The sequence below is a fragment of the Enterobacter sp. 6722112 genome (assembly GCF_058661685.1).
Genome location: NZ_JBZWGR010000007.1, coordinates 2,562,961 through 2,584,890, shown reverse-complemented (window position 1 = coordinate 2,584,890; position 21,930 = coordinate 2,562,961). Strand labels below are relative to the sequence as shown.

Annotated in this window: 14 protein-coding genes and 1 tRNA gene; 11 read left to right on the top strand and 4 right to left on the bottom strand. The window is 48.4% G+C overall.

Translation table 11 applies throughout. The annotated features are described in order from the left end of the window. Positions 1 to 76 precede the first annotated feature (76 nt). Entirely contained in the window at positions 77 to 631 is a 555-nt protein-coding gene (locus AC4OVU_RS13855; RefSeq protein WP_491928708.1) for a hypothetical protein, read from the top strand. Here AC4OVU_RS13855 and AC4OVU_RS13850 read toward each other — a convergent pair. Next, a protein-coding gene (locus tag AC4OVU_RS13850; protein ID WP_089617520.1) for an IS3 family transposase occupies positions 628 to 1,835 on the bottom strand; the annotation gives its coding sequence in 2 pieces (ribosomal slippage) (positions 628 to 1,514 and positions 1,514 to 1,835; 1,209 coding nt in all). The two genes, AC4OVU_RS13855 and AC4OVU_RS13850, sit on opposite strands and share 4 nt — an antisense overlap. A 99-nt stretch (positions 1,836 to 1,934) precedes the next feature. Here AC4OVU_RS13850 and AC4OVU_RS13845 point away from each other — a divergent pair. From AC4OVU_RS13845 to AC4OVU_RS13835, 3 genes are all read left to right on the top strand, one after another. Further along, positions 1,935 to 5,417, top strand: coding sequence for a hypothetical protein (locus tag AC4OVU_RS13845; RefSeq protein WP_491928707.1), 3,483 nt, complete (start codon positions 1,935 to 1,937; stop codon positions 5,415 to 5,417). A gap of 45 nt (positions 5,418 to 5,462) precedes the next feature. Further along, positions 5,463 to 6,443, top strand: a complete 981-nt coding sequence (locus AC4OVU_RS13840) for an IS5-like element IS5 family transposase (protein WP_000019403.1) — start codon at positions 5,463 to 5,465, stop codon at positions 6,441 to 6,443. A 158-nt stretch (positions 6,444 to 6,601) separates the two neighbouring features. Then, a complete protein-coding gene (locus AC4OVU_RS13835; RefSeq protein ID WP_129541324.1) occupies positions 6,602 to 8,728 on the top strand; it encodes a hypothetical protein in 2,127 nt (708 codons plus the stop codon). 90 nt (positions 8,729 to 8,818) lie between these two features. On the opposite strand, the gene AC4OVU_RS13830 is transcribed toward AC4OVU_RS13835, so the two are convergent. Beyond that, positions 8,819 to 13,672, bottom strand: coding sequence for an NACHT domain-containing protein (locus tag AC4OVU_RS13830; RefSeq protein ID WP_491928706.1), 4,854 nt, complete (start codon positions 13,670 to 13,672; stop codon positions 8,819 to 8,821). A gap of 405 nt (positions 13,673 to 14,077) precedes the next feature. On the opposite strand from AC4OVU_RS13830, the gene AC4OVU_RS13825 reads away from it, so the two are divergent. From AC4OVU_RS13825 to AC4OVU_RS13805, 5 genes are all read left to right on the top strand, one after another. Next, positions 14,078 to 14,539, top strand: coding sequence for a hypothetical protein (locus AC4OVU_RS13825; RefSeq protein ID WP_049004530.1), 462 nt, complete (start codon positions 14,078 to 14,080; stop codon positions 14,537 to 14,539). Beyond that, positions 14,536 to 14,757, top strand: coding sequence for a helix-turn-helix domain-containing protein (locus tag AC4OVU_RS13820; RefSeq protein ID WP_047738806.1), 222 nt, complete (start codon positions 14,536 to 14,538; stop codon positions 14,755 to 14,757). The genes AC4OVU_RS13825 and AC4OVU_RS13820 overlap by 4 nt, the downstream gene beginning before the upstream one ends. Positions 14,758 to 15,253: 496 nt before the next feature. Beyond that, entirely contained in the window at positions 15,254 to 15,607 is a 354-nt protein-coding gene (locus AC4OVU_RS13815; protein WP_110292920.1) for a type II toxin-antitoxin system RelE/ParE family toxin, read from the top strand. Positions 15,608 to 15,611: 4 nt separating this feature from the next. After that, the gene (proR, locus tag AC4OVU_RS13810; RefSeq protein ID WP_110292919.1) at positions 15,612 to 15,914 is read left to right on the top strand and encodes a transcriptional regulator ProR; all 303 of its coding nucleotides are present in this window, start codon (positions 15,612 to 15,614) and stop codon (positions 15,912 to 15,914) included. A gap of 504 nt (positions 15,915 to 16,418) precedes the next feature. After that, a complete protein-coding gene (locus AC4OVU_RS13805) occupies positions 16,419 to 17,306 on the top strand; it encodes an integrase domain-containing protein (RefSeq protein ID WP_110292918.1) in 888 nt (295 codons plus the stop codon). A 697-nt stretch (positions 17,307 to 18,003) separates the two neighbouring features. On the opposite strand, the gene AC4OVU_RS13800 is transcribed toward AC4OVU_RS13805, so the two are convergent. Beyond that, positions 18,004 to 19,266 (bottom strand): tyrosine-type recombinase/integrase, encoded by a 1,263-nt coding sequence (locus AC4OVU_RS13800; RefSeq protein ID WP_110293216.1) that lies wholly within the window; start codon positions 19,264 to 19,266, stop codon positions 18,004 to 18,006. Positions 19,267 to 19,427: 161 nt separating this feature from the next. Then, positions 19,428 to 19,503 (bottom strand) — tRNA-Asn (locus AC4OVU_RS13795). Between the two features lie 320 nt (positions 19,504 to 19,823). Here AC4OVU_RS13795 and nac point away from each other — a divergent pair. Then, on the top strand, positions 19,824 to 20,741 hold the full coding sequence (gene nac / locus AC4OVU_RS13790) for a nitrogen assimilation transcriptional regulator NAC (protein ID WP_003859531.1): 918 nt from the start codon (positions 19,824 to 19,826) through the stop codon (positions 20,739 to 20,741). A 96-nt stretch (positions 20,742 to 20,837) separates the two neighbouring features. Then, a complete protein-coding gene (cbl, locus tag AC4OVU_RS13785) occupies positions 20,838 to 21,788 on the top strand; it encodes an HTH-type transcriptional regulator Cbl (RefSeq protein ID WP_017383311.1) in 951 nt (316 codons plus the stop codon). Positions 21,789 to 21,930 lie beyond the last annotated feature (142 nt).

Below are 21,930 nucleotides of genomic sequence, written 5' to 3'. Positions count from 1 at the left end.
TCTATTGTTGTGTCTGGTGCGTTAAACGTCCATACCTGATTTTCAAAATGCAGTTGTGCCAGAAGGAATTGAAGATATGCAGTCCGAACAAAATCACAACTCCCGACATCTTCCATTACCACAAAGTGTCAGAGAAGCAATTACCGCAGCAAGAAAACAGGCCGGTACGTTTTACGCTTTTACCGAAGCAGATACACCACTACTGATTCAATCCCAGGATGGTACGGCGAGCGGTAAAAGCTATAACGTTTTTGCTCAATACATCGAAAGCGTAAATCCAGCAATCAACCCTGGCAATAGTCATCGCAATCTGGTGTTTATCACACCGTTGAAATCACAAATTGACATCCCGGAACAACTCATCGCTCGCGCCCGAGATAAGAAGATTGAATTGTTACCTTATCTTTCGCAAGGGGATGTCGCAGATCTTGGTTTTACGTCATGGGTCAAATCTCCTGAAGGGAAAACACCTACAAACCGGGAACGTTATCGTCGCTGGATCAAGCAAGCCAACGAATTGATGTCGGGTGAAATTCAGCTTATTTTTCAACGTCTGAAAGCTGAAGTTGATGCACGTAATAGTTTGGAAGTGATCTTGACCCTCCATCTCCGAACAGCTTTTGTATCTTAAGTTAACGATGTCCGCTGCCGCCGGTATTCCCTCGGGGAGTGATATCCCAGCGCGCTGTGCGGGTGGTTTTCATTGTAATGCGTGAACGCTACTGCAAGGTTTCGCAGTGCTGTTCTCACATCCGGTTTTGGCATGAACGCGATATAGTCTTCTTTCATCGTTTTCACGAACCGTTCGGCCATGCCATTACTCTGCGGGCTGCTCACCGCTGTTGTGCAGGGCTCCAGATTCAGCTCTCTCGCGAACCTCCGCGTTTCATACGCGGTATACGCTGAACCGTTATCCGTCAGCCACTGCACCGCTGTGTCGGGCAACCTGTCGCCGAAGCGCTTTTCCACCGACCTCAGCATCACATCCTGCACGGTCGAACTGTCATAGCCTCCCGTGCTTGCTGCCCAGTCTATGGCCTCACGGTCGCAGCAGTCCAGCGCGAACGTTACCCGCAGTTTTTCGCCGTTGTCGCAGCCGAACTCGAAGCCATCTGAACACCAGCGCATATCGCTTTCTGCCACCGCTATCTTGCCCTTATGTTCACGCTTCGGTCGCTCTGGTTTGTGATGCAACAACAACAGGTTATGCTCGCTCATTATCCTGTAAAGCCGTTTGGCATTCACAGGTGGCTGTCCCTCTGTGCGACGTTGCTTGCGCAGGATGCCCCACACGCGTCGATAACCATAACTCGGCATATCGCTGATAATGTTGAGGATAGCCGACAGTATTTCTGCGTCTGCTTCTTCATTACGCCGGTTACAGCGCCTGTCCTGCCAGTCGGCAGAACGGTTAATCCGCAGTGACAGTTGCGCACGCGACACGCCCATGGTCCGGCTGACCATGGCTATTCCCCGTCCTTTGGCAACAAGGGCGCGTGCGCTATCCATTTTCGCGACTGACCGTACTCCACGGCTTCTTTCAGGATCTCAACTTCCATCGTTTTCTTGCCCAGAAGGCGCTGAAGCTCCCGGACCTGCTTCAGAGCAGCAGTAAGCTCAGAAGCAGGAACGACTTCCTCTCCAGCCGCAACGGCGGTGAGGCTGCCTTCCTGATATTGCTTCTTCCACTTAAACAGCAGGCTGGGCTGGATACCATGCAGGCGGGCGACATGGGAGACATTCATACCCGGCTCCATCGTCTGCTGGATAATGGCGATCTTCTCCTGAGGAGTTTTACGTTTACGGACTTCTTGCCCTAACAGGATCCCGGTCATCTCAAAATTGGCGTTAGTGTTAGACATATATTCAAGCCTATCTCTTATCTGGAGATACAGCTACTGTCCGGTGTTTCAGGGGGCTACATCAGTAATAGTTTGGAAGTACGTCTGGAAACAGAGATTAAAGTGGGGGCAACGTTTGAACAAAAACGTCTGGAGGATGAGTTACGTCTCAATAGTTTTCATTTAGCCGGCCGCTTACAGGAAGCGACTGTGGCGATGCTTAATGCCCTGAATCAGGATCTGGCGGCTTTACTTGATGGGGAAGCGACTAACCCTCGATATGCACTGGCGACGGAAATGGTTAAACATCTTTTCCCGTTTCAGATTGCACTGTATCGCCGATGTATCCTGTTGGCCACGACGAAAAAGTTCGATGGCAGTGTGCTGTTACTGAAACGCGATAAAGAAGGCGGCTATCACCGGAGTTCACAAAACCTGGACCACGTTCTGGGTCAGAAAAAAAGCCTCAAAGTGAATCCGTTAGGCGAGATTGCTAACCAGACTAATCCACAGCGAATTGAGAGCTTAAAAGAGCAATATTGGATAACCGACGAAGACTCACCTTTTGCACAACGTGATATTCGTTTTACATTAGTTCTGGACGAAGAGCACGAAGCCTACCGTATCTTCCAGCAGAATGTTTGCCAGACATTAATGAACGACGATCAGCAACTTCCTTCGTTACTGGCAATTTTACATCGTGTACTGGAATATGTGGATGAATGTTCTTCAGATGAAAGAGCGCCAGGGTATACCCCTCTGAAAAATTATGTCGATGAGATCAACAAAGCCTTATTACAATGTGATTTACGACCAGATTTCGATCTTAAGAAGCTGACCAGACTCTTTAGAAATAGTTTGCTTGATATCGTCGTCGATAGCCGTAATGCTGAGCAGGTTATCGCGTTAATTGGTAATATTTTCAGTTATCAGATTCAGCGATTTTACCGTGAGTCAGATCTTCGTCGTATTCATTTACGTAGTCACGGGCGTCACTCATACACTGAAGTCTATGTTTCTGAAGATGAAAAAAAAGTTCCAGATGAATTTACCTTATATGAACTGTATCAGACACTGACCGCTCTATTATTAGCCTCTGCTCGGCTGGAAACACCCAAACATGTCTGCGATTTGCTGGCACAGCAGGAGATGGCAAATCAGAATAACCCATTATCAGTTTTCATTCGTAAAGCCCAAAGCATTAAAGGAGATATAGATCATTTATCTTCCAGAGAGCCTCAGAAAGAACAGTTGATAGATGACTTTTTTACCTATTTTCAACCCAAAACATTGTTTTCCCTTTCGCCACGTGAACAGGTAAGAATTGAGGCTGAACAACTGAGGGGATGGGTATTACTCAAATTTCGGATGGAGTTAATTAAGGAGTTACCCGAAATAGCATTATTACGTGTGCTTTATAATACACGTAATACTATTATTTTACTGTCAGCTACAGCAGGATTTCCTGCAACGTATAATGGGCAGTACAGCCGCCCGTTTCTGGATAAATACGCCCGTGACTTGAACTATCGCATCAGGCAGCGGGATGTTGATTCTGCTTCGCCCCTGTCGGCGATCCGCGATAACAGAAACCTTCACCGCCCTGTAGCGCTGGAGGTATTTGACGATCAGGTACTGGAGTTTTTACCACAAAACGAGGAGCCTGAGTTCAGGAATGCATATCGTTTCTGGCTCAAAATGCTCGAACCATACTCTACATCAGTTCAGTTTAATCGCTATCATAAACGAGAGTTTCATCGTCAGTTACAGAGTATGTTACTTGCGGCCTATACTGGCCGGCACATTTTATGTATTGGGATCAGTAGCCGTTTTTTTGCGATTATCGGGAATTTTCTTCGTGCCAATAAGTTAAGTGCAAATCCCTATCGTGGGGTTGCTATTCTTGACAATGAAACACGTCGGGGGAATGATTTACCTCGTGTATTTGAAATCACTCCTTTTGCTGAGCGGCATAGATTGCGTGTCGTCATGTTTGATTCAAAACTCAACCGGGAAGATCCGGTAAGAGACTATCTGCAAATTGATCACCAAAACTTAGCAATATGCATGGTTTCCCACTTCCAGGGGGCTGGCACAGGGCTTAATTACTATGTCACTTATCCGGTACCGTCAGAACTTACAGGAGCAGATTCAGAGCAAATCGACTTCGATGAATTAGCAATGGTCTGCGGTAGCTACTGGAGTCAGATTAATGCAACTCCATCGCGAAACACGCTGGAAAATTATATTACCTTACTCAAGCATTATGCTCATGGAAGTGTGCCTCGTCAGGTTGGTGATTTCGATACGGATCTAGTTGATTCTGATGCTGCCCAATTGCTGGATACTGAACATACCGTCGAGCTTCATAAAATTGCAATGCAAACTATTGGCCGTACAGAACGGCGTGATGCCCAAATGAATGGGGTTATTCGTTTACCTTCTGGTGTTCATCATAATGCATTGTGTGTTTTTCGGGATTTGGATCGTCACCCAAATGCACAATCGTTACTTGCTTCCCTGAGTCTGCATAACCACCTATGGTTCAAACGCTCAAAAAAGGATTTATTAAAAGCCAGCTTTTCTTCCGATAGTCAACGTAGCGAATTTGAAATTAAAGTTGCTAAAGCAATAGATATGTATAGCGACTTTGAAGCTGAACTGAAAAATAAAATTCTGCCACTGGCAAGGCAAGGTGATCGAGATGCAATTGAGTTAAATGAAGCATTACGTCACCGGGACAGTTTTACCGATCCTCAGTCATATATAAAGCGTCTTAAACGCAACGTGATTATTAAGAAAAATGCTTACCTTAGCGACTGTGTAAGCCATTTTTATCTGGAGCGTACTGCCGATTGGAAAAGTGTAATACTGGCTAAAACCTTAGATGGTTATGGATTAACAGATATTTCAGCTGGAGCAAATCCATACAAACCGGAATATTGTTTACCCCAATATCATGAAGCCATGGCTGAAGAGTCATCCGGAACTGAACAGCGTATTTTTGCGAAGATTCTGGGATTAGATGCCAAGCCTTTACAACAATACATCCCCATTCCTTCATTGATGCCACTTCTAATTGGCAATATTGGTGAATGGCAATTACATCTTGTGCTCCAGGAAATGAATATTACGCCCATTCCATCACAAGAGCTATCACACTATCTGGATAGTCATTGTTATGAGTTGTTTGATGTGTATTGCATTAACAAGAACCGAATTGTTGCAATCGATGTAAAAAACTGGCGAATGCAAGGAAATAACCGTCAATTAGCGAAAAAAATGCATAATAACTCATTGGGAAAAGTCAGTGAGTTGCAGAAAATAGTTGCAGCAAAAACACAGTTTGATGGTGTTGACGTCGTTTATCTTAATACCCGATATGCTTTAAACAGCCTCAACATTCGTGCCGAACACTCTAACCATAAAGGCATCTGCTATTATAACCTTTTTAAAAATATTTCATCTTATGAAAAAGATAATGGCAAAAATCCTTATGATGCAAAAATAAAATCAGAATTAAGAATAAATCAATACTTACTTAATATTCTAGGGAAGGTGCGAACAAGTCCCTGATATGAGATCATGTTTGTCATCTGGAGCCATGGAACAGGGTTCATCATGAGTCATCAACTTACCTTCGCCGACAGTGAATTCAGCAGTAAGCGCCGTCAGACCAGAAAAGAGATTTTCCTCTCCCGCATGGAGCAGATTCTGCCATGGCAAAACATGGTGGAAGTCATCGAGCCGTTTTACCCCAAGGCTGGTAATGGCCGGCGACCTTATCCGCTGGAAACCATGCTACGCATTCACTGCATGCAGCATTGGTACAACCTGAGCGATGGCGCGATGGAAGATGCTCTGTACGAAATCGCCTCCATGCGTCTGTTTGCCCGGTTATCCCTGGATAGCGCCTTGCCTGACCGCACCACCATCATGAATTTCCGCCACCTGCTGGAGCAGCATCAACTGGCCCGCCAATTGTTCAAGACCATCAATCGCTGGCTGGCCGAAGCAGGCGTCATGATGACTCAAGGCACCTTGGTCGATGCCACCATCATTGAGGCACCCAGCTCGACCAAGAACAAAGAGCAGCAACGCGATCCGGAGATGCATCAGACCAAGAAAGGCAATCAGTGGCACTTTGGCATGAAGGCCCACATTGGTGTCGATGCCAAGAGTGGCCTGACCCACAGCCTGGTCACCACCGCGGCCAACGAGCATGACCTCAATCAGCTGGGTAATCTGCTGCATGGAGAGGAGCAATTTGTCTCAGCCGATGCCGGCTACCAAGGGGCGCCACAGCGCGAGGAGCTGGCCGAGGTGGATGTGGACTGGCTGATCGCCGAGCGCCCCGGCAAGGTAAGAACCTTGAAACAGCATCCACGCAAGAACAAAACGGCCATCAACATCGAATACATGAAAGCCAGCATCCGGGCCAGGGTGGAGCACCCATTTCGCATCATCAAGCGACAGTTCGGCTTCGTGAAAGCCAGATACAAGGGGTTGCTGAAAAACGATAACCAACTGGCGATGTTATTCACGCTGGCCAACCTGTTTCGGGCGGACCAAATGATACGTCAGTGGGAGAGATCTCACTAAAAACTGGGAATAACGCCTTAAATGGCGAAGAAACGGTCTAAATAGGCTGATTCAAGGCATTTACGGGAGAAAAAACGGCTCAAACATGAAGAAATGAAATGACTGAGTCAGCCGAGAAGAATTTCCCCGCTTATTCGCACCTTCCCTAGGAGTGAATTATGACTGATGTAACTGATAGTCTACAGCATAATGAAACGGATGTTGTGATGGCTGCCGAATGGGACCTTCAGCCTCCAGATTATGCACCTAAAGCACGAACACAGCTCTTTGATATTCATGATGCTGCAGATGTAATGTTGGAAAAACTTCTGCAATTACCCTCGGCAAATGGTTGGGGAATTGATGCAATCTGTATCAACAAGGTAAAAGAATACACCATGAAATGGGATGATTTTTTTATTGAATTGCACAGAGAGATTCAAAATATATTATCCTTAAAACTAGGCGTGAAGAATAACAGAGATTTCCAGTATCAAACGTTAAGAAAAGCAAACAGCTATCTTGTGATGTTTCTGTCACCTGATGCCCGTCCGTATCATCAATGGATTAATGAACTAAAAATTAAGGGCTTTGATCAATATAAAATTTCTCAAACTGTGCTCGGGCTGCGTCTGAAACTACATTTTTTAGATAATGCCGGAAAGTATTTTGATGTGAGTCATGGGGCTTATAATAGCGAAATTTTTCTGGGTGCCGTCGTACAAAAAGAAGAACCAGACAAGAGAGGAAACTATTACGTCGATGCATTGCAAAGTGACCTCTTTTACAGCCCGGATTATGGCGACCTCACTTTTACCCTGAAAGGGGTCTGCTTCAGAGCTAAAGCGGAAGAGCTTGGTGTACTCAGCGATTATGGTCGGATTCTGATTAAGGGTAAAAAATCATTGCAGTTGCTTGAGAAAGTAGATGGTAGAAAATACCGGAAAATGCCCTATATGCGTTTTGCCAGTAAAGCTTATTCTGGCTGCAAAAATCATGCAGAAAATCTGGTTCAAAACGTGCTCGGTGATATACTGGCTCAGGCTGACATCGCTTTTTCACCACGTGTTTTTTGTGCAACCCACAGTCAGTTAGACTTTTTAACGACCAATATCAAAGCACTTCAACGCCCGTTAGTTATTATAGACAATCTTGATAATGGCGAAGAACCAGAAGCGCACCAACGATTTATTCACTATCTGAAAAAAGAATTAGGTGCAGTAGATATAATTTCACCTCAGGAACTTATTGATCTTGATAGAAATATTAACTATCTGGTGCTTAATCAGTCTAAAAAAATAAATGGGTCCAGCATTTCCCTTGGTGAAGATACCTTTTTAAACTCTACCTGGCAGGCACTGAATGAGGCAAAAGCGGGTAAAAAAGATCTGTTAGATTATTATTCAAGGCTAAAAGTGGATTTCATCCTTGATTTTGAGAAAAATTATCAGCGAGTCTTTCAGGGATGTAATATTGAAGCCATAGAGCAGAATAAAAAAGACCCTGTTACCCAAGTGGTTAAAAAAGTTCTTAATCCTGTATCTGTCGCTAAGTTGGAAATGATCCGCAGCGAACTCTGGCTAAAAGAAGCTGTGCTGGTGAGAAAGAAACTTACCGGTTTTAGCATTAACGATGGTGAGTACATTCTTGTCTCAATTCGGTGCTCCTCTTCCGGAAACAGAAGAGGGAATGATTTTTATGGCGTTGCTACACCCGTCGTATTCAGCCATGGCGTAATGAACATCGCAGAGCCAAAAATGTATACAAATGAGGTGGATTTCCGTAATAATGTTCCGGGGATGAATATCAACTGTATTGATAAATTGCGTGATGATAATTTTTATCTTGTTGATACAATAAATCAGGTTGTGATTAAGCGATACAATACTGTTCGCATTCCGAGATTATTAGGTTCTTCGGAACGTTGTTCTCTTCAGGTAGCAGAAGAGAATCATGATAAAATTAATAAATTCGGTGCGGCGGATAAAACATGTTTGCCTTACTACTTAACGCCGAAACCTAAAAGTCATGCTGTCAGTCAGTATCAACAACTCTTTATTGAAAAACGAGGCAATGAGGCATTACTTTTTTGTACTAAAAGCAACCAGCCCAACCAGATTATGGACAGGGCAACGTTAGTTTATAATTTGGTGGCGACAACATTTGACGGTAAAGAGGTTGATGTGATGACGCAACCAGCAACTGAATTACTGTTGCGAACTTTAACTTACGATACCACCCGTTATAATGAAGTCAGTCAGACATCTCTTCTGGAAAAGATATCGCGTTTGATGCTGCATAACTAATTTTATCAGCTTTTAACGTGGGTTATTCTTGATCAGGCCATGTGTTATGGCCTGAATATTTTTAAACCAGATAATATCGAACCTGTTCGTTCACTGAATCAACTCCGGCAACCTATAAAGCAAACGCCTGGCAGATGGCCAGCCTGCATCCATAAAAATATCCAGACTTTCTATCAAACAGGTACGTCGGTGTTCTTCTTCAAAAATGATTTTATAGTCGGCAAGAAACACCCCCATCATTTTTACCAGCTGTTCCATTCCCATATGTTCGTTCTGGAAACCAAACCTTGTTCCGTGACGTAATGCATGGGCCATTAGATCAAAACATTTTGCAGGATCGACAGGAACAAGCGTTTCCAGCAGTTCCAGAAGGTTGTAAATAGTGTGTGGCGTGCTGCAATCACCAATGCGCCGCATGTGCAGTTCAGTTTCGTTTAGAAATCTCTTAAGTTCTTCTTTTTCTAATGGTTTCTCAGGATTATGTTTCCCTTCACAAACAAAGCGAAGTTGCAGACATGCTCCGTCTATAATTGCAAAACAGCGTCTTACGTCTTCCAGTTCAATCTCTGTCAGATCGGTGCGGGGTGAAGACTCTTCCAGTTTTTTTCCGGCAGCATCAATAATGCTATAGGCTATATCTAACGCCCGTCGTCTGATTCCAATGTCCTTCGGTGTACTCTGTTCGGCAAAGCCAAGAACGAATCCATCCCTTAATGTAAATAAAATTTGTTTAAGTTCATGGCTATAAATAGTGGGATCGACAATCCAGCATTGAAGAATATCATATGCTTCCCTGATTTCATGGACTCCCCAGAGAATTGCCAGATCGATGCTAACTATCTTGCGAATACGGTGCTGACGTTCAGGATCGTTACTAAAACGTCCCAGCAGTTTCTGGATGAGACAGGAAGAACGCGTCGGGTCGGTATATAGCAGACGTCTAATTCCATCCCCAACCATATGCTCTATTATGCCGGTATTGATTTCCTGCTCCACGCGTTCATTCAGGTAATGCCATACGCTATCCGGAGCAATATCCCACAACCTTAACAGGCGTGTTGATGCCTGAAGGCGAACGGCCGGGTGAGGGTCAATCAACATCCTTTCGATATCAGGTTTCAGTCGATCATACAGATCGGGACGTAAAGGAATTACATCCAGAAAAATTCGTGCAGCATCAATCCTCGGTGAATGAGAGCCCCAGCTAACGCTGTTGGCAAAATTATCCTCGGTATCTTCGTTGACAGTTGGAGATATTGCGCGAGAAGTCATATGCAATAAGTCCAAAAAATGAGGGGTCAGTTCATCTACCTGGTTGTCATTGGCAGGTGGTAATAATTTCTGTTCAACAGCCGCAGCGCAGGCCCGAACAATAACATCCTCTGCGGTTGTGCGCACATAGGTATGAATATTTGCAGCATTGAGTTGTTCACGAAGCGGCTCGAGAACGCTAAAAACATCTTCCAGCGATAATTCAGAGGAGAGTGTATTATTTGTCGTTAACCCCAGTGCAGTTTTTGCTGTTTTGACAGCACTGATAAGCATGGCATTGGCTGGCTCATTTCGATCCAGACCTTCGATAAAATCATAAGGTATACCCGTACTAACGTTGACCGGAGAAATATCGAAAAGCCTTTTATTGCTTGATATTTCATCATCCCCCTGTGTATTTTTCAGAAAGTCCCGGACGGCTTCAGTAGAAAGATTATCTGATCCAATCGCGTTGAAAAGACGATATAACAGTCGTTTCTTTGCCTCTTCCGGGTAAATATAGCCAGAGAAATTATACTGGAATGCTGCATTCTCCAGCATTTGCCGTTCCTCCACTGGACGCCGGGCAATTCCTTTGCTGACCAAATCGATAGCATCTTTACGAGTATCTTCGTTCCGGATAAACGCTTCCTGCGCTGCAATGGGCCAGAGAAAATCAACCAGGCTATCATTACGTTCATTTGCCGCCAGAAACAGCCTGGCCCAGAAGATTGCCAGTGAGGCTTTTTGACGAATAAGTTCTGCGAGAACTAACACGTCTGGTTCAGTCGCGCTTTTCAAATGCTGAAATAGTTTCTTAACCAGTACTTCTCCGTCATGCGCGTGTTCGCCTGTAGGATTGTACGCCCAGATGTGGCTGCGATCGGCCCTAAGAGAGATATCATTCCCGGAAATGGATAAATGCATCACAGGGGAATCAATAGGATGGCGCCGGGCAACGTATCCATTTAAAGCGTTAACGGCAGCATCAACAGCCTGTTCGGGATGTTGTTCGAGAAAATGGGAGAAAAACTCACCGAGGGAATAACGAGCCGATTCATAGTCCTGTCGGGCATTTGATCTCAAAGGCAGAATTCGGCTGTTCCCAAGCGTAGTTTCCCGTTCTTCGGTGACATCGTAGCTGTAGACAAACTCGAATACCCTGGCGACAAACTCAGGCGCACGATCTGCGATTTTATTGATGTTATAACAGAGTACGGGAATTTCCTCTGAACCAAAATGCTGGAGACGTTTGACGGAAATAATTTGCTCCAGTAAACGGCAAGATGCATCAACATCGGTATTGATAGTATCTGCAACGAGAGGTATAGCACTTCTGACAAAATAGCCCGGCTCACTCTGCTTAAGGCCATAAGAAAGCACGGCGCGGCAGGCTGTACCCAGAATATTGCGTAGATCAGGATCAGTCACCTGCTTAGTAAGCGGATGCAGCAAAAATCGCAACGTCTCCGCGACTTTATTGATGTCAGGCGTTAAAGCAGAGACCAGGTATACCCATGGAAGCAGAGCCACTTCTTTTTCATCTTCAAACCGAATTGCCAGCGCGCCGCAGAGATGACTGAGCGTGGAAATAACGTTCTGATCGTCCATTGCCACACGTTTAGCGAGCCAGAGCAGGTCGTTTTGTGCAACAGGATATTCAGCCGCAATTCGGCCTGTCGAACTACGGATAATGGGATCGCCATCGCCATCATTAACCAGATGACTTACTGCTTGCCAGAAACCGTGATGATCTTCGTTATAATCCCAGATTTCCTGGAGCACAAAACCCAGTGCGGGAGAAAGCATCAACCCCTGAGCCTGCTGTTTAGGGAAACGCAAGGTTCCCGCAATGAGTGCGTCAGGATCGAATGATATTTTTGCCGCAGCATAGTCAAAGAGCAGATGATGACGAAACTGTACCCAGCGATCGTTAGCCTCCCTGACGACAACGCCTTCACGAGAGAGTGTATCAATCATATCAGCATCTGCGCCCGTCAACAGGGATGGAGCCCTGAGTGAACGAGTGGCAATCATATGATCAACCAGAGCCTTAAGACACTGCCGGGCGTTCAGCCCATGTTTCTCAACGCGATACTGCCAGTAGAGTTTTAATAATTCGCTCTGGGATGAAATACGACTCAGATTAATATCCGCATATTGCGAAACCAGGTCGGCCAGCAATCGTGTATTAAACGGTACTTTTGCTAAATCGCGAAGCCTGTCAGAAAGCTGCTTAAGTGCTGCTGTCAGCGCCGAAGATTGTTCCAGTAACTGGCTGAATTCGTTATCTGACCAGCGTGGAATAACAATATGGCGAACCGAAGAAAACTGCGTATCGGCACGTTCCGACACTGGAGGATGTCCTTTAAACAGATCGCGAAGCTTCACCCCCATACGTAAATCGAAACTGCGAATGGAGGCAATAACGCGCCATCGCCCCTTTTGATTCAGTACCTGTTCGATCAGGGGACGAAAAACGGCCTCACCTTTCCCCCCACGGGTCGCATCCAGTGCATCAATAATCAGCCAGCCGTGAGACGTACCATCCCATGCTTCAAGCACTTCAGTCAGACAATGATCTAGCCGGAGTTCACGGCTCAGTCCTTCGAGCGACTCAACCGAATAGTGATCAACCGCCAGTTCAAGAACATCGTCCCCACGATTGCGCAGGCTACGTGCCAGCGCATTCAGCACGCCGCTTTTACCGGCTCCGGGTTCACCAATAATTAATAACGAGCCGGACTGCACAGCCTGCTCAACTGCATCCTGGCATTCCCTGTGCAAAGTAAGCGGTTGGCCGGAGGGATTATCGATGGTTTCATACTGCTGCAAGACATTAGCAACGTGCTGAGAATGGCGGATAAGTTGATGGATATCCGCCTGATATTGTGGCGGTGCGGCCAGTTTAATCCCTTTTCCTGCCAGCATGTTACGTAATAATAAGGCATCACAGCCATCACGTCGGGACATCATCTCCCCACAGGTGGTGACAAGAATACTCAGGGCTGCTGCTGAGTCAGTTTCTCTGGCAAGGCTGCGGCTAAGTCGCATCTGAAGTGTTGATGCGATATTTTCAACATCAACAACGTGAACGACAATCAGACGGGCAAGTTCGGCTAACAGATCTGATGGCCGGGGTTCCGTGGTAATTCGGCCCCACGCGGTCAACACACAGCGTTCGAAAATATCAGACGCTGATTTCTGTTTCCTGTTCATAGCTCCGCGGCCTTGCTGGGAAAGATGGCGTAACGCGGCGGAAAGGTCGGTTTGAACAGTCGCTGATGCTTTGGTGCTTACAGCTAAAATCAGCCGATCTTTCTCCGGCGACAGAGGGCGGTTCCACTCCAGAGAACCATCACCATCCCGACAGGTTAGCCAGTGTCGGACGAACTGTTCAATCGTCCGGTAAAAAGGACTCTTTTCATTGTCTGAAAGTGGGACGGTTGTTTTTGCCTGAATTGCGAGAAATCCACCCACAGAAGTTGCCACAAGAATATCATCAACTGGCGCTTCAGTTTCGAAACGAAGCCGAACAGGTGTTGCATCACCCAGTATCAATGAAGGATCCAACGGGTCATTACTCAGGATCTGAGCGGCAAAAAACGCGCCTAATTGTTGTTGAAAGACAATACCGCTGCTGGTTGCCGCGCCACCACCGTTTGAGGGACCGCTCAGATTCGTATCAGACAAGTTCCACCTTCATAGCATGAATTCCGTGTTGGCGTTTATTTTACGGACAGGCGATTGGTAAAACAAAGAGATAAAAATACAGTACCCCGGTAAAACCGTCATTGCGACAATGGCATTTCAAATGCGGGCTCTTGCCGCCCATCGCCAAACGCAGTATTCTTAATCCGCGCCTGCAAAATCAGGCGCCGGGATTGGTCTCCTGAATATCATACCTGCGACATAATGGCGCATCCGCGCTTTTTTTATGTCGTGCGTTCGGCTACATCTCTATGGTGGGCTGGGCGGGGGCACCGTAAGGTGCGCCGGTGTAGGTATGGCCGGTAAGACCAACTCCGTTCAGTTCACCACCCGTAAGATTGGTCTCTTCGGTGGTGGAATTTAAATTCACATACCGGAGGTTGCCCTATGGCTACAATCCTCACTCAGACACACCCGTTACTTGCTGTTCCCTTTAATGCCGCCACGGATTTCACTGTACTGGCCGATCACTGCGAAAACTTCGCCGAAACTCTGATTGAAAGCAACGATCCCACACTCAAAATGGCGCTCTGCGGCAGACTCAACGCCTGTCTGACGCTGTTGCAGCCCACGCTGTTAGAACCCGTTCCTCCCCATCTTATTGAAAGCCTGACCGTTGACACCCTCCCTGCAAATTCCCCCCGTTTCGAGCCTGAATGCACAGAGCTTTGTCGCTACTGTCTCTCCCTGACGCAGATGCTGGCAGGGCAAGGCTTTTACTCTGAAATGGAGAAACACCTTAGCTGCCTGCTGTATGAACTGATCAACTATTTCGCTGCGGAAATGAAAGCGCCGCGCTGGCTCCGCACTGCCGATGGCGTGAAGTTTATCGACGAGGTGGCCGCATGATGCGACAGGACTGGCATTCTGCCGACATTATTGCGGCGCTGAAAAAGCGGGGAATGTCGCTGGCGGCGGTTTCCCGTAATGCCGGGCTGGCGTCCTCCACGCTGGCTAATGCGCTTACCCGCCACTGGCCCAAAGGCGAAAGATTGATTGCTGAAGCGTTAGATGTTGCGCCTGAGGACATCTGGCCATCGCGCTACCGTAAATCAGAATATCGATAAGGTAAACAGATCCACCCGATCTTCTGCCTGCCCTTGCGGGTGGGAGATCGAGAGAGCGCCAGTGACGCGCGGCAACTCAGCATCTAATCAAATCAACGGGAAATGTTTTCCAGGCAAAAACAGTTTCCTCTTTCTGCGCCAGTAGCATTCGTATAATTTCCCCCATGCAACGAATGGCCCTCCGGGCTACCCTTACGCTTCATGACCTGCAAGAAGCGGCCTGATTTCAGGCTGGTCGTCCCGTTACCGACAATACCTTTGAAAATGTCGGACTGCGTTGCAGTTAAGGTCACTCTTCACACTGCGTTAATACCTGAACTGGTTTTTCGGTACAGGTCGTAAAACGGTGAATGTCTTGCATGTTATTCACTGAAATACCCGAATGCGTCTTCATCTTTGAAGTAATGACGCATGAATCCTTCATCCCATCACTTCATAATCCGCTTTATAGCTTTACATCTATATAGCATTTAACCTATATTAATTGGGAGGTCCCGTGTGGACAATTAAAACAACGGATACGTTTGATCGCTGGTTTGCCTCGCTCAACGATACCGACAGGGTCAGCGTGCTTGCAGCACTGCTGGTCCTGCGGGAAAAGGGGCCGGGTTTGTCCAGACCTTATGCCGATACGGTCAGGGGTTCCCATTACAGCAACATGAAAGAGCTGCGTATTCAGAGTCGGGGCGATCCGATAAGGGCGTTTTTCGCTTTTGACCCGACCCGTACCGGCATTGTGCTTTGTGCCGGAAATAAGGTCGGCAATGAAAAACGTTTTTACGATGAGATGCTCCCTGTTGCTGACAGGGAATTCACGAACTGGCTGAACACATTAAAAGAGAAGGAGTAGCGCGATGGGCAGAACGCTGGAACAGCTTATTGCGGATGAAAAACCTGAAGTCGTGGCCGAAGCTCAGGCGATGGCGACGGACATCCTGCTCAACATTCACCTTGCCGAACTGCGTGAGAAAGTACAGAAAACGCAGGTGGAGATGGCACAAGCGCTGGGCATCAGGCAACCTACCGTTGCAGGAATGGAAAAACGAGGGCGCGATCTGAAGCTTTCCACTCTCAAACGCTACGTTGAAGCGACTGGCGGTAAGCTACGTCTTGATGTTGAACTGCCGGATGGTTCTCACTACGGATTTGTACTGTAAACACTGACGCTCCCTGAACCGGAGCGTCAACCCCTTCATGACGGACAGTGGCCTGCATTGCCGAAGGCTTTGCTGCCGCGTGGCTGTAAAACTGCACCAACGATAAATTTTCAGACACTGCACCAGACCAGTGCGTCACTTTAACCGCGCAAAGCGGGAAAGTGACGCACGCAGCCTTTTCGACCTGCACCAGAAAACTCAACTGCACCGGCCCATTGCTGGATTCTGACACTGCCTTTTCAGGCCATTTTACCCATAAGGAGAACATGAACCGATACCGAGGCGGATCTGGACGATCCGGGGGATAACCCGCGCAAGCGGGCGGCTGCTCTGAGAGCACAACCGAAGCCCCACAACACCTCAACGGCTGCCGCCCCGGCGCTCAGGTATCGTTCGCAGCCCCGACAAAAAAAACAGGGGCTATCGGCCTGTGCGCCGGGGAAAGCAGTATCAGTTTTGGATTTTTGGGGAATGAGTTTGCGGCAATCATAAAAGGGGAAAAATGTGGGAATACTGGAGCAGGAAATGAAGCGGCTTGCGCAGCAGGCAGGCGGTAGCCATAAGACCGTTCACGACCGTATTAAGCTGGCGCAGCGGTTTTGTGAACGTCTGGTACTGGCGCAGAATGTGCAGATCCGCCGGGTGGAGCAGCTTAAGGTGCGGCATATAGAAGGTTATGTCCGTGAACGGCTGGCGCAGGGCATTGCAAAGCGTTCCCTGCAAAATGAGATGGCGGCGGTACGTTGCATTCTGAAACAGGTTGGGCGTAACAGGCTGGCGCAGAGTGAGCGGCTGAACAACCGTTCTCTTGGTCTGTCTGGCGCATCCCGTAATGGTACAAAGCAGGCTATTACGCCGGAGCACTATCGTGACGTGCTGGAGACGGCGCGCGTAAAAGATCCGGGGCTGGCGGCAGCGCTTGAGCTCTCAAGGCTGATGGGATTACGTTCGCAGGAGACGGTGCAGAGCGTACAGTCGCTGAAAACGTGGCGACAGGCGCTGGAACGTGGTGACACCCGCTTAACCGTGGTTTTCGGCACCAAAGGCGGACGGCCCCGCGAGACGATTATTCTTGATACTGCCGCTGTCAGAAAAGCGCTGGATAATGCGCTGGCAGTGGCAGAAGATCGACACGGCAGGCTGATAGATAAGCCGGATCTGAAAAGCGCGATGAAATACTGGCACAGTCAGGCGTCACGTCTCGGCTTGACGGGCGCATATTCCCCGCACTCGTTGCGCTATGCGTGGGCGCAGGATGCGATCCGTCATTATCTGGCGCAGGGATTTTGTGAGAAAGAGGCGCTGGCAATGACGGCGATGGATTTGGGGCACGGCGACGGGCGCGGGCGGTATGTGGCGCAGGTTTACGGGCGAAAGGATAGTGCTGATTGATAGCCTAAGGCTTGCAATATGGTGTTATTCATCGGTTTTAACCCCAAATTATTTCACCCCAAATAATTTGGGGTGGTTTCCTATTAATCTCGGGGGTATTAATCGGTTTTTATACAAAAAATTTTGGGGGCAAAATTTTTTGTATGCTTTCCTCTTAATAACAATCCTTCTGAACGGTATGGCCTATTAATATGCTTCTGATGCAGCATTTCGGTATTTTTTCTGGTGAGTGCGCCAGCAGAAGGAAAAAGGCCAGATAAAGGTAAAGGGTGATTAAGGGTAACTGCGCCAGACCGGAAAAGGTCAAAAGGCTGAAAGGGCCTTAACTCTGACGCAGTTCGATATTTATCCGATAATATCTGGCGCAGTCCTGACATAGACAGGCGACGGCAGACTGGTGCTGGCAAATGGTGACATTGAACTGGTGCAGATATGATGTATCGGGGAATCGGTTTCTGGTGCAGATTATCTGGCAGCTATCGCCTGAAATTATTCACTGTGAATAATTTTCGTTATTTGCCTATTGATTCGTAATATATTGATAGGGTTACGTACAAAATTATTCGAGTCGAATAATTTTGTACGCTTTCCGATTAATAACCCAAAAATTGAAGGCAAATCCTTTCAATGCAAAAAGCAGATCCGGATTCAATCAGGATCTGCTTTTTCATTTTTAATAAATCATACTGCTACTGACTCAGGCCGCTTTATGTCGCCGCGCATAAATATAGGGCGCAACGTACCCCTCGCGGCTCACGTCCAGATAGTCTGACCACCACTGCATCATGGCTTTACGGGCATCGAGGTGTTCTGCGCGGTGGATATATGCCGCCCGCACGCTGTTGCGTTCCTGATGGCTCATCTGCCGCTCCACGGCATCACGCGACCAGAGTTCAGATTCCACCAGTGCGCTACAGGCCATTGCCCGGAAGTCATGCCCGCAGACGTCGGTTTTGGTATCGTAACCCATCAGGCGCAAGGCCCGGTTAATGGTATTTTCACTCATCGGCTTATACGGGTTATGGTCGCCGGGAAAGACCAACTCCAGATGGCCGGAGATTTCCTGTATTTGCTTCAGAATAGTAATAGCCTGCCGGGACAATGGCACAATATGCGGAGTACGCATCTTAGCGCCACGACCTGAAAAACGAACTTTGTCGATTGCCTCGCGAGTGGCGGGAATGGTCCAGATTTTATGTCTGAAATCTATCTCGCTCCAGCGGGCAAAGCGCAGTTCGCTGGAACGGATAAACAGATGCAAAGTCAGCGCTACCGCCAGTTGTGTTAACTGTCGCCCCTGTTGATAGTCACCGATACGCTCCAGCAGTTCAGGCAACCGCTCCAGCGGCAGGGCGGGATAGTGATTTTTAACCGGCGGTGCTGTGACACCTTCCAGATGCTGCGCCGGGTTGTTTTCGGTCAGTCCCTGCTGAACGGCGTAGCGCATGATGCTGCAGAGTTGCTGCCGGGTTCGGGACGCGACTTCCAGAAAGCCTTTATCCTCGATAACTTTCAGCAACGCCGTGAAATGCTGCGTTTTCAGCAGAGTGACGGGCAGATGACCAATCGCCGGAAAGATATGATTTTTAATACTGGCAAGGATGCGCTCTGCATAGTCAGCCGACCACTTTTTGTTGGTTTTGTGCCATGCCACCGCAATGGCCTCAAAGCATTTTTCCGGTGACGCGGCGGCTTTTTCAGTCATGCGCTGTTGTGCTGGATTGATATTCTGCGCCAGCAGTTTACGGATACCGTCGCGCTGTTGGCGGGCGTCGGAAAGCGAGACCTGCGGATAGGCACCTAATGCAATACGGGATTCTTTTCGGTTGAAGCGATATTTGAGATACCAGAGGCGTGAACCGCCCGGATTGACAAGCAGAGACAGACCATGAGAATCGGTCAGTTTAAAGGGTTTACCAGAAGGCTTGATACTACGGATTTTCGCGTCGGACAGGGACATATGGTGGTCACTCCATTATCGAACTGAAATGACCCCAAATCAGACCACCAATTTCGCCGGATGCGCAGGGAAAACCAGATACGCATCGGGAAAGATTTCCATGCTAACTTATTGAATCCTAAACGAATAGGGACTTATAAGCACGCCTGAAAACAGGAATTTGGCTCCTCTGACTGGACTCGAACCAGTGACATACGGATTAACAGTCCGCCGTTCTACCGACTGAACTACAGAGGAATCGTGTGAACGGGGCGCATATTATCGACCTGCGTACGCCTTGTCAAAGGATGGATCGCCGACTTTGAACTGTTTGCTGACAAAACCAGCAAAGTGACGTTTTTGCCAACGGAATGCACCATTATTGTGCAGATATACCCCGAATGGGGCAGATCGGAAACCGTTGTCCCCGTCTCAAAACAGGCACCAGTGATTGGCTTTCCTTATTTTCAGCCGCTTAGCAGCGACATACACCCGCTGCAAAAAACTGGCATCCATATTGCAAAACCTGTTTAACAACACAGCCGTTACCGGCACGCTATTTTCGAACAGGGGGCAACATGAACTTAAGACGACTGAAATACTTCGTAAAAATCGTCGATATCGGCAGCCTGACCCAGGCGGCTGAAGTGCTGCATATCGCGCAGCCTGCGCTGAGCCAGCAGGTCGCGACTCTGGAAGGCGAAATGGACCAGCAACTGTTGATCCGCACCAAGCGCGGCGTAACGCCTACCGAAGCGGGAAAAATTTTATATACCCATGCCCGCACGATCCTGCGTCAGTGTGAACAGGCGCAGCTGGCCGTGCACAATGTGGGTCAGACCCTGAGCGGCCATGTCTCCATTGGTCTGGCGCCGGGAACGGCCGCATCGTCTGTCACCATGCCGCTGCTTCAGGCGGTGCGCGCGGAGCTACCGGAAGTGCTGGTTTATCTGCATGAGAACAGTGGTTCCGTGCTCAATGACAAACTGCTCAACGGTCAGCTGGATATGGCGGTGCTGTACGATCGCTCCCCGGTTGCCGGGATCACCAGCCAGCCGCTGCTGAAGGAAGATCTTTACCTGGTCGGTACCCGTGATTGCCCCGGCCAGAGCATTGATTTAACCGCTGTGGCAGAGATGAATCTGTTCCTGCCGCGCGACTACAGTGCCGTGCGCGTGCGCGTTGACGAAGCGTTCTCGCTGCGCCGTCTGACGGCGAAGATCATCGGCGAGATTGATTCCATCTCCACGCTGACTGCCGCCATTGCCAGCGGCATGGGTGTAACGGTTCTGCCCGAGTCTGCCGCACGTTCACTGTGCAGCGCGGCGAACGGCTGGATGGCCCGCATCACCACGCCATCCATGAGCTTACCGCTGTCGTTGAATATGTCCGCGCGCGGCTCCCTGTCACCGCAGGCGCAGGCGGTGAAAGAGATCCTGATGTCTCTGGTCAGTAAGCCGTCGCTGGAAAATCGCGAGCTGCAACTCGTCAGCTGATATTCCAAATAAGCATAAGATGCTGGTTTTTATTATTTGTTCTCCAGCCCGCCTGACTCTAACAATAGCCTTATGTCAGATGCGCCGGAGTGAATTGTGAATTTCCAGCAACTTAAAATTATTCGTGAGGCGGCCAGGCGGGATTACAACCTGACCGAAGTCGCCAATATGCTTTACACCTCTCAGTCGGGCGTCAGCCGACATATCCGCGAGCTGGAGGAGGAGTTAGGCATTGAGATTTTTATCCGTCGCGGCAAGCGCCTGCTGGGTATGACCGAGCCAGGCAAGGCATTGCTGACCATCGCTGAGCGCATTCTCAACGAGGCCAGCAACGTTCGTCGGCTGGCGGATCTCTTTACCAACGACGCTTCCGGTGTGCTGACTATCGCCACCACCCATACACAGGCGCGTTACAGCCTTCCGACGGTTATCAAAGCATTTCGTGAGATCTTCCCGGACGTACGTCTCGAACTGATCCAGGGCACGCCGCAGGAAATTGAAGTGCTGCTGCATAACGGTGGGGCCGATATCGGTATCGCCAGTGAACGGCTGAGCAATGACCCGCTGCTGGTGGCGTTCCCGTGGTTCCGCTGGCACCACAGCCTGCTATTACCCGCCGAACACCCGCTGAACCAGGTTTCACCGTTGACGCTGGAAGAGATCGTCAAATGGCCGCTTATCACCTACCGGCAGGGCATTACCGGGCGTTCGCGCATAGATGAAGCGTTCAAGCGTAAAGGGCTCACGCCGGACGTGGTGCTGAGCGCGCAGGATTCCGACGTGATCAAAACCTACGTCGAGTTAGGGCTGGGGATTGGCCTGGTGGCCGAGCAGTCTGGCGGAGAATATGAGGCTGGTAATCTGGTGCGTCTGGATACACGTCATCTGTTCGATGCGAACACCGTCTGGCTCGGGCTGAAGCGCGGGCAGCTTCAGCGTAACTATGTGTGGCGTTTTATCGAGCTGTGCAATGCGGGGCTCTCTGTAGATGAGATCAAACGCCAGGTGATGGAGCCGGAAGAGGTGGCGATTGATTATCAGATTTAGTTTTTGCCCGGCGGCGCATTGTCTGCCGGGAACGGTAAGAGTGGCTCTAAGTCTTCCTGGGTGATACGTGTACCGGGTTAAATAAAATAATGCCATCCATAAATGAATGGCATTATTATTTTATTTCTTAATGGCTAATTCC

Excerpts from the sequence above, each read along its gene's own strand:
- AC4OVU_RS13800 (WP_110293216.1), bottom strand. The coding sequence starts at position 19,266 with ATGTCCCTGTCCGACGCGAAAATCCGTAGTATCAAGCCTTCTGGTAAA.
- AC4OVU_RS13840 (WP_000019403.1), top strand. The coding sequence starts at position 5,463 with ATGAGTCATCAACTTACCTTCGCCGACAGTGAATTCAGCAGTAAGCGC.
- nac (WP_003859531.1), top strand. The coding sequence starts at position 19,824 with ATGAACTTAAGACGACTGAAATACTTCGTAAAAATCGTCGATATCGGC.
- AC4OVU_RS13820 (WP_047738806.1), top strand. The coding sequence starts at position 14,536 with ATGATGCGACAGGACTGGCATTCTGCCGACATTATTGCGGCGCTGAAA.
- AC4OVU_RS13855 (WP_491928708.1), top strand. The coding sequence starts at position 77 with ATGCAGTCCGAACAAAATCACAACTCCCGACATCTTCCATTACCACAA.
- AC4OVU_RS13825 (WP_049004530.1), top strand. The coding sequence starts at position 14,078 with ATGGCTACAATCCTCACTCAGACACACCCGTTACTTGCTGTTCCCTTT.
- proR (WP_110292919.1), top strand. The coding sequence starts at position 15,612 with ATGGGCAGAACGCTGGAACAGCTTATTGCGGATGAAAAACCTGAAGTC.
- AC4OVU_RS13835 (WP_129541324.1), top strand. The coding sequence starts at position 6,602 with ATGACTGATGTAACTGATAGTCTACAGCATAATGAAACGGATGTTGTG.